Origin of the sequence: Kribbella sp. NPDC056861 (assembly GCF_040687575.1) — a bacterium.
Classification (GTDB): Bacteria; Actinomycetota; Actinomycetes; order Propionibacteriales; family Kribbellaceae; genus Kribbella.
On record NZ_JBFBNQ010000004.1, the window covers coordinates 555,482 to 570,246 of the forward strand.

The 14,765-nt window shown below is 68.6% G+C and carries 13 protein-coding genes; 4 read left to right on the forward strand and 9 right to left on the reverse strand.

Annotated features, from left to right (window positions below):
* Position 1: 1 nt before the first annotated feature.
* Entirely contained in the window at positions 2 to 1,069 is a 1,068-nt protein-coding gene (locus AB0P21_RS22170) for a class I SAM-dependent methyltransferase (protein WP_363699022.1), read from the reverse strand.
* A 90-nt stretch (positions 1,070 to 1,159) separates the two neighbouring features.
* Between AB0P21_RS22170 and AB0P21_RS22175 the strand changes: the two genes are divergently transcribed.
* From AB0P21_RS22175 to AB0P21_RS22190, 4 genes are all read left to right on the forward strand, one after another.
* Positions 1,160 to 3,910 (forward strand): AAA family ATPase, encoded by a 2,751-nt coding sequence (locus AB0P21_RS22175; protein ID WP_363699023.1) that lies wholly within the window; start codon positions 1,160 to 1,162, stop codon positions 3,908 to 3,910.
* A gap of 40 nt (positions 3,911 to 3,950) precedes the next feature.
* Positions 3,951 to 4,901: a hypothetical protein gene (locus AB0P21_RS22180; protein WP_363699024.1), complete on the forward strand. Its 951-nt coding sequence runs from the start codon at positions 3,951 to 3,953 to the stop codon at positions 4,899 to 4,901.
* A 54-nt stretch (positions 4,902 to 4,955) separates the two neighbouring features.
* A complete protein-coding gene (locus tag AB0P21_RS22185; protein ID WP_363699025.1) occupies positions 4,956 to 5,585 on the forward strand; it encodes a DedA family protein in 630 nt (209 codons plus the stop codon).
* Positions 5,586 to 5,675: 90 nt separating this feature from the next.
* Entirely contained in the window at positions 5,676 to 6,839 is a 1,164-nt protein-coding gene (locus tag AB0P21_RS22190) for a hypothetical protein (RefSeq protein WP_363699026.1), read from the forward strand.
* On the opposite strand, the gene AB0P21_RS22195 is transcribed toward AB0P21_RS22190, so the two are convergent.
* The 8 genes from AB0P21_RS22195 to AB0P21_RS22230 all read right to left on the reverse strand — a co-directional run bounded on the left by AB0P21_RS22195 (position 6,836) and on the right by AB0P21_RS22230 (position 14,717).
* Complete coding sequence (locus AB0P21_RS22195) at positions 6,836 to 7,663, reverse strand: acyltransferase domain-containing protein (RefSeq protein ID WP_363699027.1); 828 nt, start codon at positions 7,661 to 7,663, stop codon at positions 6,836 to 6,838. The two genes, AB0P21_RS22190 and AB0P21_RS22195, sit on opposite strands and share 4 nt — an antisense overlap.
* Positions 7,664 to 7,726: 63 nt before the next feature.
* Positions 7,727 to 8,014 carry a 4a-hydroxytetrahydrobiopterin dehydratase gene (locus tag AB0P21_RS22200; protein ID WP_363699028.1) on the reverse strand — a complete coding sequence of 96 codons (288 nt, stop codon included), beginning with the start codon at positions 8,012 to 8,014 and terminating at the stop codon, positions 7,727 to 7,729.
* Between the two features lie 100 nt (positions 8,015 to 8,114).
* Positions 8,115 to 10,091: an AarF/UbiB family protein gene (locus AB0P21_RS22205; protein ID WP_363699029.1), complete on the reverse strand. Its 1,977-nt coding sequence runs from the start codon at positions 10,089 to 10,091 to the stop codon at positions 8,115 to 8,117.
* A gap of 147 nt (positions 10,092 to 10,238) precedes the next feature.
* Positions 10,239 to 10,991 (reverse strand): succinate dehydrogenase/fumarate reductase iron-sulfur subunit, encoded by a 753-nt coding sequence (locus AB0P21_RS22210; protein WP_363699030.1) that lies wholly within the window; start codon positions 10,989 to 10,991, stop codon positions 10,239 to 10,241.
* Positions 10,988 to 12,871 carry a fumarate reductase/succinate dehydrogenase flavoprotein subunit gene (locus AB0P21_RS22215; RefSeq protein ID WP_363699031.1) on the reverse strand — a complete coding sequence of 628 codons (1,884 nt, stop codon included), beginning with the start codon at positions 12,869 to 12,871 and terminating at the stop codon, positions 10,988 to 10,990. Before AB0P21_RS22215 ends, AB0P21_RS22210 begins: the two co-directional genes overlap by 4 nt.
* A gap of 18 nt (positions 12,872 to 12,889) precedes the next feature.
* Entirely contained in the window at positions 12,890 to 13,690 is an 801-nt protein-coding gene (locus AB0P21_RS22220) for a hypothetical protein (RefSeq protein ID WP_363699032.1), read from the reverse strand.
* Positions 13,690 to 13,983 carry a hypothetical protein gene (locus tag AB0P21_RS22225; protein WP_363699033.1) on the reverse strand — a complete coding sequence of 98 codons (294 nt, stop codon included), beginning with the start codon at positions 13,981 to 13,983 and terminating at the stop codon, positions 13,690 to 13,692. The genes AB0P21_RS22220 and AB0P21_RS22225 overlap by 1 nt, the downstream gene beginning before the upstream one ends.
* Positions 13,984 to 14,090: 107 nt before the next feature.
* On the reverse strand, positions 14,091 to 14,717 hold the full coding sequence (locus AB0P21_RS22230; protein ID WP_363699034.1) for a hypothetical protein: 627 nt from the start codon (positions 14,715 to 14,717) through the stop codon (positions 14,091 to 14,093).
* Between the last annotated feature and the right edge of the window lie 48 nt (positions 14,718 to 14,765).

A 14,765-nucleotide genomic window follows, 5' to 3' on the forward strand; every position in this document is an offset into this window, starting at 1 on the left:
CTCAGGGCCGGACCTCGAAGACCAGGTTGAACGGCGTCTCGGCGGCCGTGCGGAACCGGGTGAAGCCGGCTGCCGTGGTGACGTCCTTGATCCGCGCCGGACCGGCCTGCGTCCCCAGTGCCAGGCCGACGTCCTGTGACAGCGAGGCCGGAGTACAGAGCAGGGTGGAGAAGCCGTAGTACGCACGGCCGACCGGGTTGAGGTTGTCCTCCACACGGTCGCCGGCCATCGGCTCGACGACCATCCAGGTGCCGTCGGGCTTCAGGGACTCGCGCACCCGCTTGGCGGCTCCCACCGGGTCGCCCATGTCGTGCAGGGCGTCGAAGGTGGTCACCAGGTCATAGCCACTCCCGCTGTACTGCGTAGCCGACGCGACCTCGAACGTCACGCGATCCGCGACCCCTGCCTCGGCAGCGCGTTGCCGGGCGATCTCGATCGACTCCGGGTGGTAGTCGGAGCCGGTGAAGGTCGACTGCGGGAACGCCTGGGCCATCAGGATCGTCGAGGCGCCGTGGCCGCAGCCGATGTCGGCGACCTTGGCGCCGGTCCCCAGCTTCTGTACGACGTCGTCGAGGGCAGGCAGCCAGCCGGCCACCAGGTTCGCGTTGTAGCCGGGGCGGAAGAAGCGCTCGCACCCCAGGTGCACGTCGGAGTTGTGCTCGTGCCAACCGATCCCCGCGCCGCTCCGGGCCGCCTCGATGGTCTCGGTGGTGTGCTGCACGGTGCCGAGAGCGATCTGGAAGAAGCCGGGCAGGAACGCCGGGCTGCTCTCGTCGGTGAGCGCTACTGCCTGCTCGGGTGGCAGCCGGTACTTGCCGTTCGCCCCGTCGTACTCGACGAAGCCGCCGGCGGCCTGGGCGTTGAGCCACTCACGCGTGTAATGCTCGCTGGTGCTGGTGAGCTCCGCCAGCTCGGCCGGGGTGACCGGGCCGGCGTCGGCCAGCGCGCGGTAGTAGCCGAGCCGGTCGCCCATCACCACCAGCGCGGCGTTCAGCGTGGCGCCCACCTCGCCGACGGCCTGGCCGACGAACGCCATCAGTTTGTCCATGTCGATCGCAACTGTTGTCATCTCAGTTCCCTCCCTGGATCTGTACGCCGAACCTAGGAGCGGGGCTGGGGTGCTCGCATCAGGTGACCCACCTGGTGTGTACTGCCAGACATGCTGATCGGGCGGGACACCGAGCGGCAGGCGATCGAACGACTGGTCGCGGGGGCGCGGGTGGGATCCAGCGGAGTACTCCTGATCACCGGGGAGCCAGGGATCGGGAAGACGGCTCTCGTGACGGAGACGGCGACGCTTGCCGCGGGGCTGCGCGTGCTGCGCGCGCGGGGGACGGCAGCCGAGCGGGACATTCCGTTCGCCGCTCTCCATCAACTACTTCGCCCGGCCCTGGGGGAGTTGGAGCGGATTCCTGCTCCGCAGCGGGCCGCGCTGGCTGCTGCGCTGGCGCTGGAGGTGCCTCAGCCGCCGCAGGTCCGGGAAGGTGGGGTGGTGGCGGCCGGGCTCAGCTCGGAGGAGCGGTTCGCGGTGGGGGCCGCGACCTTGAGTCTGGTCTGCCGGTTCGCGGAGCGGGCGCCGCTGGCGGTGCTGGTGGACGACGCGCACCTGCTGGATCTGCCGTCGGCCGAGGCGATCTTGTTCGCGGCGCGGCGGTTGGTGGCTGATCCGATCGTGCTGGTGATCGCGGCTCGGGCGGGAGAAGCGCATCCGTTGGCGCAGGCGGATCTGCCGGAGTTGCGGCTCAGTGGGGTCGGGCTGGTGGCGGCGCAGGAGTTGGTGGCCGGGCTGCCGGTGGATCTGGTGGCGAGTCTGCATCGCACGGTGGCGGGGAACCCGTTGGCGCTCATCGAGTTGGCTCGGGATCCCGAGCAGCTGCAGCGGGTACCGCCCGGCGTACCGGTGCCTGTGCCGGCTCTGCTTGCAGAAGCCTTTGCAGCAAGGGCAAACAAGCTCAGTAGCGAGGCGCAGACCGCGCTGCTCATCGCCTCGGTGGATGACGGTGAGTTGGGAGTAGTAGCTCTCGCCTGCGCTGAGCTGGAGGTAGACGTCGCAGTACTGGCTGAAGGTGAGCAGGCCAATCTGGTGCAGCTCAAAGACGGCCGGGTCGAGTTCAGGCACCCACTGGTCCGCTCGGCCATCTATGCGAACGCAGAACCCGCTCACCGACGTGCAGTGCATCTAGCAGTGGCCAATGCGGTGCAGGACGACGACCGTCGAGCATGGCATCTCTCCGAGACAGTCCTCGGCACAGACGACGCAGTAGCGGCTGCCCTGGAGCTAGCGGGCGACCATGCCGTCGACAGAGGAGCACACGCGGTCGCTGCTACTGCCTTCGAACGCTCCGCCCGCCTAACCAGTACTACGGGCGCTCGCGCGCTGCGGCTGGTCGCGGCCGGTCAGGCGGCCTGGTACGCCGGACTGGCCGAGCGAGCCGACACCCTGCTCAACGAGGCCCTCACCCTCGACCCACCCCAGCAAGTCCGCACTCATGCTGACGAGCTCCGCGGTGACATTGCCGTCAAGTGCGGCTCACCGGTCCGCGCCCGGGACATCCTGGTCGCCGCAGCGGCCGAAGCCACCGACCCGGAGGTGGCGGTCGGCCTGCTCGCCGACGTGGTCTACACCTGCTTCCGGCTCGGCGATGCCGCCACAGCGCTGCAGGCTGCAGCCGACCTGACCGAGTTGCTACAGGTGGTCGACCGCTCAGGCGCCCGCATCATCGGCCTGCTGGCCAGTGGTGTCTCCAAGGTGCTCGCTGGGCGCGGTGGCACCGAGGAGATTCGCCAAGCCATCGCACTGGCGCCGTCTGCCGCTCTGGATCGCGACCGGCGCCGGCAGGTCTGGATGATGATCGCCCCGATGTTCCTGCGCGAGACCGGTACCGGCAGAGCCCTGATCGAACAGACGGTGCGCGAGCGCCGCGACCAGGTGGCGGTCGGAGTACTGCCGGCTGTGCTGTTCCTGCTGGCCCGCGACGACGCCACTACCGATCGGTGGGCCGATGCGGCCGCGTCGTACGACGAGGGGGTGCGGCTGAGCCGGGAGACGGGGCAGACGACCGAACTCGCGATCAGCCTGGCGGGCTCGGCGTGGCTGTTGGCCCACCAAGGGCGTGAGCAGGAGTGTCTGGCGAGCGTCGCTGAGGCGATGGAGATCTCTGAGGAACGGCAGATCTATCTGGGGTTGCTCTGGTCGCTGTTCGCGCTGGGGGATCTCGCGCTGGGCAAGGGAGATCCGCAGGCCGCACTACCGCAGTACGAGAGGTTGGTTGAGCAGTTGGCCTCGCTGGGGGTGCTGGATCCGGACCTGTCGCCGGTACCGGAGTTGGTTGAGGTCTACCTACGGCTGGGACGGGCCGACGACGCCGCGGTGGCTGCGCGGGCGTTCGCAGTACGGGCGGGAGAGAAGGGGCAGCCGTGGGCGCAGGCACGAGCGGCTAGAGCGCTGGGACTGGTCGACGAGGACGAGCAGCAGTTCCTGCAGGCGTTGGAGTGGCACGCGGGGACACTGGATGTCTTCGAGACTGCGCGGACGAGGCTGGTCTACGGCGCCTGGCTGCGACGAGCACGACGGCGAGTGGACGCCCGGGAGCAGTTGCGCCAAGCAGTAGCCGCCTTCGACCAGCTAGGAGCAGCAGGCTGGGCAGACCAGGCAGCAGGCGAGTTGAAGGCGACAGGGGAAACAGCACGCCGCCGGGAGCCCAGTACTGCGGACGACCTGACCCCGCAGGAGCGACAGATCGCACTGCTCCTCGCCGACGGGCAGAGCATCCGCAGCGTCGCCGCCCGGCTCTTCCTGAGCCCCAAGACCGTCGAGTACCACCTCCGCAAGGTCTACACGAAGCTCGGCATCCACTCCCGCCCCGAGCTCGCCGAAATCCTGGAGAAGTCTGGTCCTGACCGCGCGTAAATCGCAGGCCGTCCGGTAGCCGTCGTGGGAGGGTCCGTCTGTGGATGCTTCGACCTGGACCTCTGACGAGTGGCTCGCCGGTACACGGGACTGGCTGGACGAGCAGCTGGCCGCGGTCGGCATCAAGCGGACCGGTGAGCTGACTCAGCCGCGGGTGCGGACCTGGGGGACCGTACTGCGGGCCGACACGACCGCGGGGCCGGTGTGGTTGAAGGCGCCTGGGCAGGCGACCGCGTTCGAAGTACCGCTCTACGGCCTGCTTGCGGCGGCCGCACCGCGGTGGGTGCTCGACCCGATCGCCATTGACGTCCAGCGCGGGTTGCTGCTGCTCCCGGACGGCGGGCCGACGCTGCGCGAGGAGCTGGGGGACGGGGATCTGTCGGAGGCTATGACGCGTGTGCTGCCGCAGTACGCGGAACTGCAGATCGAGCTGACGCCGCATGTGGACTATCTGCTGGTGGCCGGTGTGACCGACATGCGGCCGGCAGTGATGCCGCAGCGGCTGGAGGAGGCGCTGGAGGCGACCAGTGGGTACAGCGACGAGGAGGCGCACAAGTGGGTGGCCGCGCAGCGTTCGGAGTACGCCGCTCGCTGTGCTGACCTGCCGGACCGGGTCAGCCTCGATCACAACGACCTGCACACCAACAACATCCTCGGGCGGCCCGACGCTCCGGTGCGCTTCTACGACTGGGGTGACAGCGTGCTCGCGCACCCGTTCAGCAGCATGCTGGTCGCGCTGTCCTCCCTGAGCCAGCATCTCGGGGTCGCTCCCGACGACCCGCTCGTACTCCGCCCGCGCGATGCGTATCTGGAGGTGTTCGGGGACCCGGCAGAGCTGCGCGCCGAGCTCGAGCTGGCGTGCTGGATCGGCAAGGTCGCGCGGGCTCTGGTCTGGCAGCGCGCGCTGGACGGCGACCCCGGCGAGTTCGCCCGGGCGCCACTGGAAACTCTGTGGTCCCTAAGGATGAATTCCTGGGAGTTCCCCGCCTGAGGTGCGTTGCATGGATTCGGCCGCGGTTGACAGCGGATGGCATGCTGGCTTGCGATGACTGACTTGATGGAAGCCGCCCGGCACGTCCTCGAGGTCGCCATGGCTTCCCACTGGCTGATCCTGGTGCTGTTCCTGGCCGCCACCATCGACGCCGTCTTCCCGGTCGTGCCGAGCGAGGGCCTGGTCGTCACCGCGGGGATGGCGGCCGCGGCCGGCCACCAGAACCTGCTGCTGGTGATCGTGGCCGCGATGGTCGGCTCGATCATCGGCGAGTCGGTCTGCTACTTCCTCGGCCGTGGCTCCGGTCCCGCGCTGCATCGCTGGATGAAGCGGCAGGAGCGGCGGCAACGGATGTTCGAGTGGGTCTCCAAGGCGCTGCACACGCGCGGCGGGCTGATCCTGATGACGGTGCGCTACATCCCGGGCGCGCGGATGGTCGCGACGCTGACCGCGGGCGCGACGGCGTACTCGTTCCGCAAGTTCATCCTGTTCACCGCGGCCGGCGTGGCCGTCGCGTACACGTACGTCGCGCTGCTCGGCTACCTGGGCGGTGACGCGTTCGCGCACGACTCGCTCAAGGCGCTGGCGTTCAGCCTCAGCCTGGCCTTCACCATCGGACTGGTGATCGAGACGTCCCGCCGGATCATGCTGCGGCGGCGCGGAGCCAAGGTCACAGCCGGGTAACGATCAATCGTTCGCTTTCCGCGCGAACGCGTGTCCTGGTCCAACCAGGGTGGATCCCCATGCGTCAGTAGAGGTGTGGTGAGGCCTGGGGTGCTTCGTTTGCTGACCTGTTCCGCTGTGGTGGCGGCGCTGGTCGGCGGCTGTGCTGATGTGCCGCTCGACGGGGCTGCCGGCCAGCCGGGGGCGCCTGGCACTGCGGCGTCCCAGACTCCGAGTCGGACGCCGAGCAAGACCCCTAGTGCGACACCCAGTGCGACGCCGGAACCGTCGGCCACGCTCACCCCCGGGGTGAAGCCGCCCAGCGCCGCGCCGGTGACCCGCAGCTTCCCGGCCAAGCTGAAGAACGGCAAGCCGCCGCTGTTCGTGGTGATCTCCTTCGACGGCGCCGGTGACCTGACCCTGTGGTCGCAGTGGCGGTCACTGGCCAAGCAGGTCGATGCCCGGATGACGTTCTTCCTCTCCGGCCCGTACCTGTACCCGCAGGAGCGCCGTACCGACTACAAGCCGCCGTACAAGAAGCCTGGCGCGTCGGACATCGGCTGGGGTGACACCGACAAGGTGCTGCGGCGGGCCGTCGTACTGCGGCAGGCGATCGCCGAGGGGCACGAGATCGGCACGCACGCCAACGGCCACTTCTGCGGCAAGGACGGCATCGCCCGCTGGACCGGAGCGCAGTGGGCCGGTGAGCTGAACGCCTTCGACCTGATGGTCCGGACCGGCCCGGCACTCGCCGCAGGCAAAGCGCTGGCGCCGCCGTTCGACCCGGGCACGGTGATGGGGATGCGGACGCCGTGCCTGGAGGGGAACCGGCCGGCGTACCGGGCGGTGATGAAGCAGCGCGGGATGCTCTACGACGCATCCGAGCCCGGCTACATCGCATGGCCGAAGAAGGAAGACGGGCTGTGGAACTTCCCGCTGCAGTCGGTGCAGCTGGCGGGGACGCACAAGAACACGCTGACCATGGACTACAACCTCTGGTACGCCCAGACGGAGGCACACGAGGCTCCGGCCGCGCATGCGCCCGCACTGAAGGCACAGGTGCTCGCCACCTACCGGATGGCGCTGGCGCGCTCCCGAAACGGCGGCAACCCGCCACTGTTCCTCGGCAACCACTTCAACCGCTGGAACAACAGCGTGTACTCCGATGCGCTCACCAGCTTCGTGAAGGAGACCTGCACGCAGGCGGACGTCCGCTGCGTATCCAATGTCGAACTGGTCAGCTGGCTGACGAAGTACGGCGTACCGGGTCGTTAGAGCTTGAGGTAGCCGTAGCCGTTCTGCCAGGTGCCGCCGGCCTTGATCCGCTCGACCACCAGCCGCTCGAGCCTGGTGTTCTGGGCGAACTCGTCCAGCCGGCCGAGGTCGCGGCTGCGGAAGGTGAAGAAGATCGCGTCCACCTGCGAGTCCCGCGGGCTGCTGTACGGCGTGAAGCGGCGGCCGAAGCGGACCGTGTTGGACTCCGGCGGCAGGTGGTCCAGCAGGTAGGGGTCGAGCAGCCAGGACCCGAGCGTGGCCGTCTTCACCGGGTACTCCGGGAAGTACCGCGGGAAGAACTCACGAGCCTGGTCGAGGCTCTGGTCGACCGCTTCGGGCGTGATCGGCCCGGTCTCCGGGATGTGGAGGCCGATCACCCACTCGCCGGGCTCGGTGCCGGGCACCGGCCGGTCAGCAGGCACCTGGTGCAGCAGGTACTGCAGCCGGCCGAGGGCGTAGATCAGGCCGGTCCAGTGGATCGACATCCACCAGTGCGTGCCCAGCCCGTACTCACCGTAGGTCCGGCGGTGCACGTCCAGCTGCTGCCCGAGGTCGGCGAGCGTCGCCCAGCTGACCTCGTCGCTGATCCCGCGCTCGGCGTGGTACCGCCGGATGTCCGGCAGCGTCAGCAGGTAGGCCGCGACCGAGTTCCGGGGATCCTCGGGCAGCTCGAGGCCGTCGCCTTCACCGCGAAAGGTGCCGATCGCGGCGCGGAGCTGCCCGGCGAACTTCTCCACCACTGCCTGGTCGGCGGCGAATCCCTCAGCCGCCTCCCGATCAGCATCGGTGAAACCCAGCAGGCGGTACTCCTCAACGGTGGTCACGCATCCAACCGTAGTCGTTGGATAGTTACCGGTCCTCCGGATTGTCCGGAACCGCGAGCGGGTTCAGGCCGCCGCGGTGTCGATGTGGCGGGCCAGCACCAGGTCGTCGTCGGTCAGGCCGCCGGCGTCGTGGTTGGTGACCCGGAAGGTGATGGTGGTGTAGCGGATGTCGATGTCGGGGTGGTGGTTCATCGACTCGGCCAGCTGGGCGACCGTCGCGACCAGCCGGATGCCGTCCAGGAACGTCTCCTTCTGGACGCTGCGCACCAGCGTGTTCTCCACGACCTTCCACTCCGGCAGGTGGTCGCGCAACGCGGCGTCGATCTGGTCATCGGTCAGCAGCTCAGACATGGCTGCCACTCTAGTGGTACTGGCACCAGCCCAGTGACCGCCAGAAGGTCAACCGGTGTTCCTGCTCGTGATCGACCGGCGCGACCTTGCCGGGCCGTTGTCAGGCGCGGGAGCGGCTGTCGGGGAGGCGGAAGATGAGGACCAGGACGCGGAGTACGAGGACCGCGCAGATGACGAGCAGGTTGTAGGCGAAGAGCTGGTAGAGGCTGACGGCGTCGGTGACCTTCGGGCCGCCGGGTGTGCCGAGGAGGAGGACGGCCATCAGGCCTGCGGTGGCGCCGAGGATGGCGAGCAGGGTCTGGTGGAGGAGGCCGGTGATGTGGCGGCGGTCGCGTTCGTCGGCGAACAGGCGGACGTTGAGGCCGAGCCGGCCGCTCTCCGCGGCGGCTGCGATCCGGTCGATCCGGCGGGGGAGTCGGCGGAGCATCGGGAGCAGGGTGGCGAGCTCTTCGGTCGCAGTACGGCGGAGGGCGTCGGGGGCGAGCCGGTCGGTGACGTGGGCGGCGGCGAACGAGCGGGAGGCGGCGACCAGGTCGAAGGCGGGGAAGATCCGCGAGATCGTGCCTTCGACGGTCGCGAGGGCGCGGAAGACCGCGGCGACCTCGGGCGGGACGCCGAGTTCGTGCGAGGTGATGATCTTGAACAGGTCGTTGAACATCGCCGGTCCGAGCTGGGCGCCGGCAGCCAGGTGCCGTGCCATGAACTGGCCGACGGCGCGCTCCAGGCTCTGCTCGTCGATCACGTCGGGGCGGTAGACGATCTCCAGCAGGGCGTCGGTCGCGGCGACCGGATCGCCGTGGTCGACGGCGAGCAGGAACCGTTGCAGTGCCTCGCGGGTGGAGGGGTCGAGCCGGCCGACCGAGCCGAGGTCGAGCATGCCGATCCGGCCGTCGGTCAGCAGCATGAAGTTGCCCGGGTGCGGGTCGGCATGGAAGACGCCGTCGATCGCGACCTGGCCGAGCAGGCACTCGAAGAGGACCTTGGCCAGCCGGGCGGCGTCGAGGCCGCGGTCGGCGATCGACTGCGCGGCGTTGCCGAGACCGATGCCGTCGAGGCGCTGCATGGTGAGCACGCGGCCGGTGGAGAGCTTCGGATACAGCGTCGGTACGACGACATCGCGGTTACCCAGGACGGACTTGCCGGCCGCGACGCTGGCCATGTTGCCCGCCTCGACGGTGAAGTCGAGCTCCTCCCGCATCGCGTCGGCGAACCCGGTCGCGAGTGAGCGCACGCCCATCGACCGGCCCCAGTCGGTGTTCCGCTCGAGCAGCCGGGCGAGCCGCCGGACGATGTCGAGATCGCGGTCGACGACGGAGGCGATGCCGGGTCGCTGGACCTTGACGACGACGGGTACGCCGTCCAGCGTCGCGGCGTACACCTGAGCTACTGAGGCCGCGGCGAGCGGCTCGGTGGTGAAGTCGGCGAACACCTGGTGCGGCGGGGCGCCGAGCTCCTCGGTGAGCACTGCCTCGATCTGCGGCCAGGGCGCGGGGGAGACCTGATCCTGCAGCCGGCTGAGCTCCAGCGCGACGGAGGCAGGAATCACGTCGCTGCGGGTGGAGAGCACCTGGCCGAGTTTGACGAAGGTGACCCCCGCTTCGTCGAGCGCGAGGCGGAGTGAACGGGCGAGATCGGCTTGCCCGGCGGCGTTCTCGTGACCGGGCCGGCGACGACCACGGAGGTAGGGGCCGAGGCCGTGCTTGAGGGCGATCCGGAGAATCTGCAGGTACCGCCGGGTGCGCGCGATCCGCCCACTCAGGTAACGCCGCAGATCCCGTGCCCTGGGCAACGATCCCGTCGGCACCAGCGCCTCGGCGAGCACCAGGAAGATCAGCCCGGTGAGCGTCGAGCACAAGGTCGCCAACCCCAGCAACGCGAACGCCGCGCCGTTGGACCCCGTCCACGGCAACGGCCCCGCCAGCGCACTCATCAACGGCGTGAACATCGCCAGCGTCAACGCGGCGCCGACCGCCATCCGCCCCAACCCGAACCGCACCCCGAGCAACCGCTGCGAGATCGGCACGAACAACACCATGAACACACCGATATTGATCAACCCGACCAGCACCACATCCATCCCCGCACCCTAGGCGGCCAACCCGCCGGCCCACCTCACCCACGCGGGGGACCTGCCTCCCCCGACAGAAGAACAGAGCAACAGACAAGGAACAAGGCGAAAGCCGCCCCCGCGCTGCGGTGGGGACGGCTTTCGGAGTGCTGATGGTCAGGACGGGCGGCGGCGGATCTTGTTGCCCAGCCAGACGATCGGGTCGTACTTGCGATCGGCGACGCGTTCCTTCATCGGGATGAGGGCGTTGTCGGTGATCTTGATGTGCTCGGGGCACACCTCGGTGCAGCACTTGGTGATGTTGCAGAAGCCCAGGCCGTGCTGGTCCTGCGCGTCGTGCTGACGGTCGGCGGCGTCCAGCGGGTGCATGTCCAGCTCGGCGATCCGCATCAGGAACCGGGGGCCCGAGAAGGACTCCTTGTTCTCCTCGTGGTCGCGGATCACGTGGCAGGTGTCCTGGCACAGGAAGCACTCGATGCACTTGCGGAACTCCTGCGAGCGCTCCACGTCGACCTGCTGCATCCGGTACTCGCCCGGCTTCAGGTCGGCCGGCGGCGTGAACGCCTTGACCTCGCGGGCCTTGACGTAGTTGAACGACACGTCGGTGACCAGGTCCCGGATCACCGGGAAGGTGCGCATCGGCGTGACCGTGACGACCTCGTCCTCTTCGAACGTGTTCATCCGGCACATGCACATCAGCTTCGGCTTGCCGTTGATCTCGGCGCTGCAGGAGCCGCACTTGCCGGCCTTGCAGTTCCAGCGGACGGCCAGGTCGGGTGCCTGGGTGCCCTGCAGCCGGTGGATGACGTCGAGGACGACCTCGCCCTCGTTCACCTCGACCTCGTAGTCCTTGAGGTCACCGCCCTCGGCATCCCCGCGCCAGACCCGGAACTTGCCCTTGTAACTCATACCGGCAGCTCCTCTTCGGTGAGGTACTTCTTCAGCTCGTCCACTTCGAACAGCTCCAGCAGGTCTTCGCGCATCGGGATCTGCGCCTTGCGGACCACCTGCACGGTGCCGTCGCCACCCTGCTCCTGCGAGCAGACCAGCAGCACCTTGCGCCAGTCGGCGTTCATCCCCGGGAAGTCGTCGCGGGTGTGGCCGCCGCGCGACTCCTCCCGCTCCAGCGCCGCCTTCGCGACACACTCCGACACGGTCAGCATGTTGCGCAGGTCGAGCGCGAGGTGCCAGCCCGGGTTGAACTGCCGGTGCCCCTCGACCGTCATCTTCGCGATCCGGCCGCGGAACTCGGCCAGCTTCGCCAGCGCCTGCTCCATCTCCTCGGCCTTGCGGATGATGCCGACCAGGTCGTTCATCGACTGCTGCAGTTCCTGGTGGATCGTGTACGGGTTCTCGCCGCCCTCGAGCTCGAACGGCGCCAGCGCGTCGGCGGCCGCCGCGGTGACGTCGGCCTCGGCGACCTTCGGCCGGTCCGCGCCGAGCGACTCGACGTACATCGCCGCGCCGCTGCCGGCCCGCCGCCCGAAGACGAGCAGGTCGGACAGCGAGTTGCCGCCCAGCCGGTTCGACCCGTGCATGCCACCGGCAACCTCACCGGCCGCGAACAGACCCGGTACGACGGACGAAGCGGTGTCCGGATCGACCTCGACGCCACCCATCACGTAGTGACAGGTCGGCCCGACCTCCATCGGCTCGGCCGTGATGTCGACGTCGGCCAGCTCCTTGAACTGGTGGTGCATCGACGGCAGCCGGCGCTTGATCTCCTCGGCCGGGAGCCGCGACGACACGTCGAGGAAGACGCCGCCGTGCGGAGTACCGCGACCGGCCTTGACCTCGGAGTTGATCGCCCGGGCGACCTCGTCCCGCGGCAGCAGCTCCGGGGGACGCCGGTTGTTGTCGGCGTCCTTGTACCAGCGGTCGGCCTCTTCCTCGGTCTCCGCGTACTGCGCCCGGAACACGTCCGGCACGTACTCGAACATGAACCGCTTGCCCTCGGAGTTCTTCAGCACCCCACCGTCACCGCGGACCGACTCGGTGACCAGGATGCCCTTCACCGACGGCGGCCAGACCATGCCGGTCGGGTGGAACTGGATGAACTCCATGTTGATCAGCGTCGCGCCGGCCCGCATCGCGAGGGCGTGACCGTCGCCGGTGTACTCCCACGAGTTCGAGGTGACCTTGAACGACTTGCCGACGCCGCCGGTGGCCAGGACGACCGCCGGGGTGTCGAACAAGATGAAGCGGCCCGACTCACGCCAGTACCCGAAGGCGCCGGAGATCGCGTCGCCGTCCTTGAGCAGTTCGGTGACGGTGCACTCGGCGTACACCTTGAGGTTGGCCTCGTAGTCGCCGGTGGCCTCGAAGTCCTCCTGCTGCAGCGAGACGATCTTCTGCTGCAGGGTGCGGATCAGCTCCAGCCCGGTGCGGTCGCCGACGTGCGCGAGCCGCGGGTAGGTGTGGCCGCCGAAGTTGCGCTGGCTGATCTTGCCGTCCGGCGTCCGGTCGAACAGGGCGCCGTAGGTCTCCAGCTCCCAGACCCGGTCGGGGGCCTCCTGCGCGTGCAGTTCGGCCATCCGCCAGTTGTTCAGGAACTTCCCGCCGCGCATCGTGTCGCGGTAGTGGGTCTGCCAGTTGTCGTTGGAGTTCGCGTTGCCCATCGCCGCCGCGCAGCCGCCCTCGGCCATCACGGTGTGCGCCTTGCCGAACAGCGACTTGCACACGATCGCGGTGCGCTTACCCTGCTCGCGGGCCTCGATCGCCGCCCGCAGGCCGGCGCCGCCGGCGCCGATCACGACGACGTCGTATTGGTGTCGTTCAAGCTCAGTCATAGGTGACAAACGTCCGTATCAGTTGAAGAAGCGCAGATCGGAGAACCAGCCCGCCGACAGCGACATGATGTACGCGTCGGTCAGGATCACGGTGAACAACGACACCATCGCGAAGGTGCCGTGCTTCGGGTTCAGCTTGGACACGAAGGTCCAGTACCGGTAGCGCAGCGGGTGCTTGGAGAAGTTCTTCAGCCGGCCGCCGACGATGTGCCGGCAGGCGTGGCAGGACAGCGTGTACAGCCACAGCGCGACCAGGTTGACCCAGATGATCAGCGTGCCCAGGCCGATGCCGAAGCCACCGTCCTTGCCGTGGAAGGCCAGTACCCCGTCGTAGACGTTGAGCACACCGAAGACCAGCGCGCCGTAGAAGAAGTAGCGGTGCAGGTTCAGCGCGGTCAGCGGGAACTTGCGCTCGCCGTTGTACTTCTTGTGCGGCTCCGGTACCGCGCAGGCGGCCGGTGCGAGCAGCAACGAACGCCAGCCCGCCTTGCGGTAGTAGTAGCAGGTGCCGCGGAAGCCGGCCAGCACCGCGAAGGTGATGATGCTGAACGGAATGACCCGCGGGAACTCGCCGAACCAGGTGCCCAGGTGGCTGGACCCCTCGACGCAGGACGCCGTGATGCAGGGCGAGTAGAGCGGCGTGAGGTAGTGAAAGTCGTCGACCCAGTACCACTTGTTCATGAAGATCCGCACCGTCGCGTAGACGATGAAGAAGCCCAGGATCACCCCGATCCGCAGCGGCGCCAGCCACCACCGATCGGTGCGGAGAGTCTTCTGCTTGATCTGTGCGCGGCCCGGCGCGCTCGTTCCGGACGCCATCAGGGAGCGCGCCGGTCAGGTGCGCCGAAGCCTTCGTGCTCCGCGTCGGTCCACATGGACGCGTCGTATTCCACGTCGGGGATCTCCTCGAGTTCCTCCGGAACAGGTCCGGGTCTGTGATGCGGGTCGGGCGGGCCGAGCTCGGCCAGATCGTCGCTCAGCCGGGCCACGTCCGACACCAATCGGCGAACGCCGAGGGTGTCACCGTACTCCTGGCTCAGTTTTCCGACGCTGCCATGAAGCGCTTCGAGAGCGCGTTGCACCGCTGCCACGGTGCTGTTGCCGTCACCCATGCCGACTCCAGTGATGGATTTGTCGCTGTAAGTATGGGCACACTTTGCCCCCGCGCGGCGCACAACGGAAGACCTCTCGGTACGGCGTGTTTCTAGTTAGGGCTACCTCAGTTGCCGATGGCGCTCGGGTGGAGTAAAGGGGCAAATCCGGCCTTCAGGACAAGGAGATTCGCCGGCGGGGTCAGTACTTCGACCTCGCGCAACCCGGCCGGCCGGGCCGGTGTGTCGTATCCCTCCCACGACCAGCCGAGCACCTTCCCGGCCAGCACGAGGGCCGGTCTGCCGTCGCAACGGATCATCGCGCCGTCCGGGAGTTCGGCCAGGTCGGCGATCGTCGTACGTTGCCGGCGAGTCCTCGGCTCGACCCGCTCGAGATGCAGTTGGGCATCCATCGCGGTGGCCCGCGGGCGCTCGGACAGGCCGCGCCCGGCGGCCCACGCACCGGCGTACAGGAGGTAGTCGCAGCGGCGGCAGTAGGCGCAGGGGCGATGCCCGGCGGCCAGCGCCACGGCCTCGTCGAAGAAGAACAGTGCGGTCCAGCGTCCGGGTGGCATCGGTTCCCGTTGGACGCCCTTCCAGTCCAGGACGCAGCAGATCCACGCCTTCGATCGCCAGCGGGTGACGCCCAGCGTCCGGTCCGGATGGTGCAGCGACCCGCGGTTGCCCATCAGCAGCCCGCGGCCGCGGTCGGCCACGATCTCCTGCGTCGGCAGCACTCTGTTCTGTAGCGGCACGGCACCATCTTCACTGTCGGCGCCGACAGTTCTGACACAGTGCGGCGT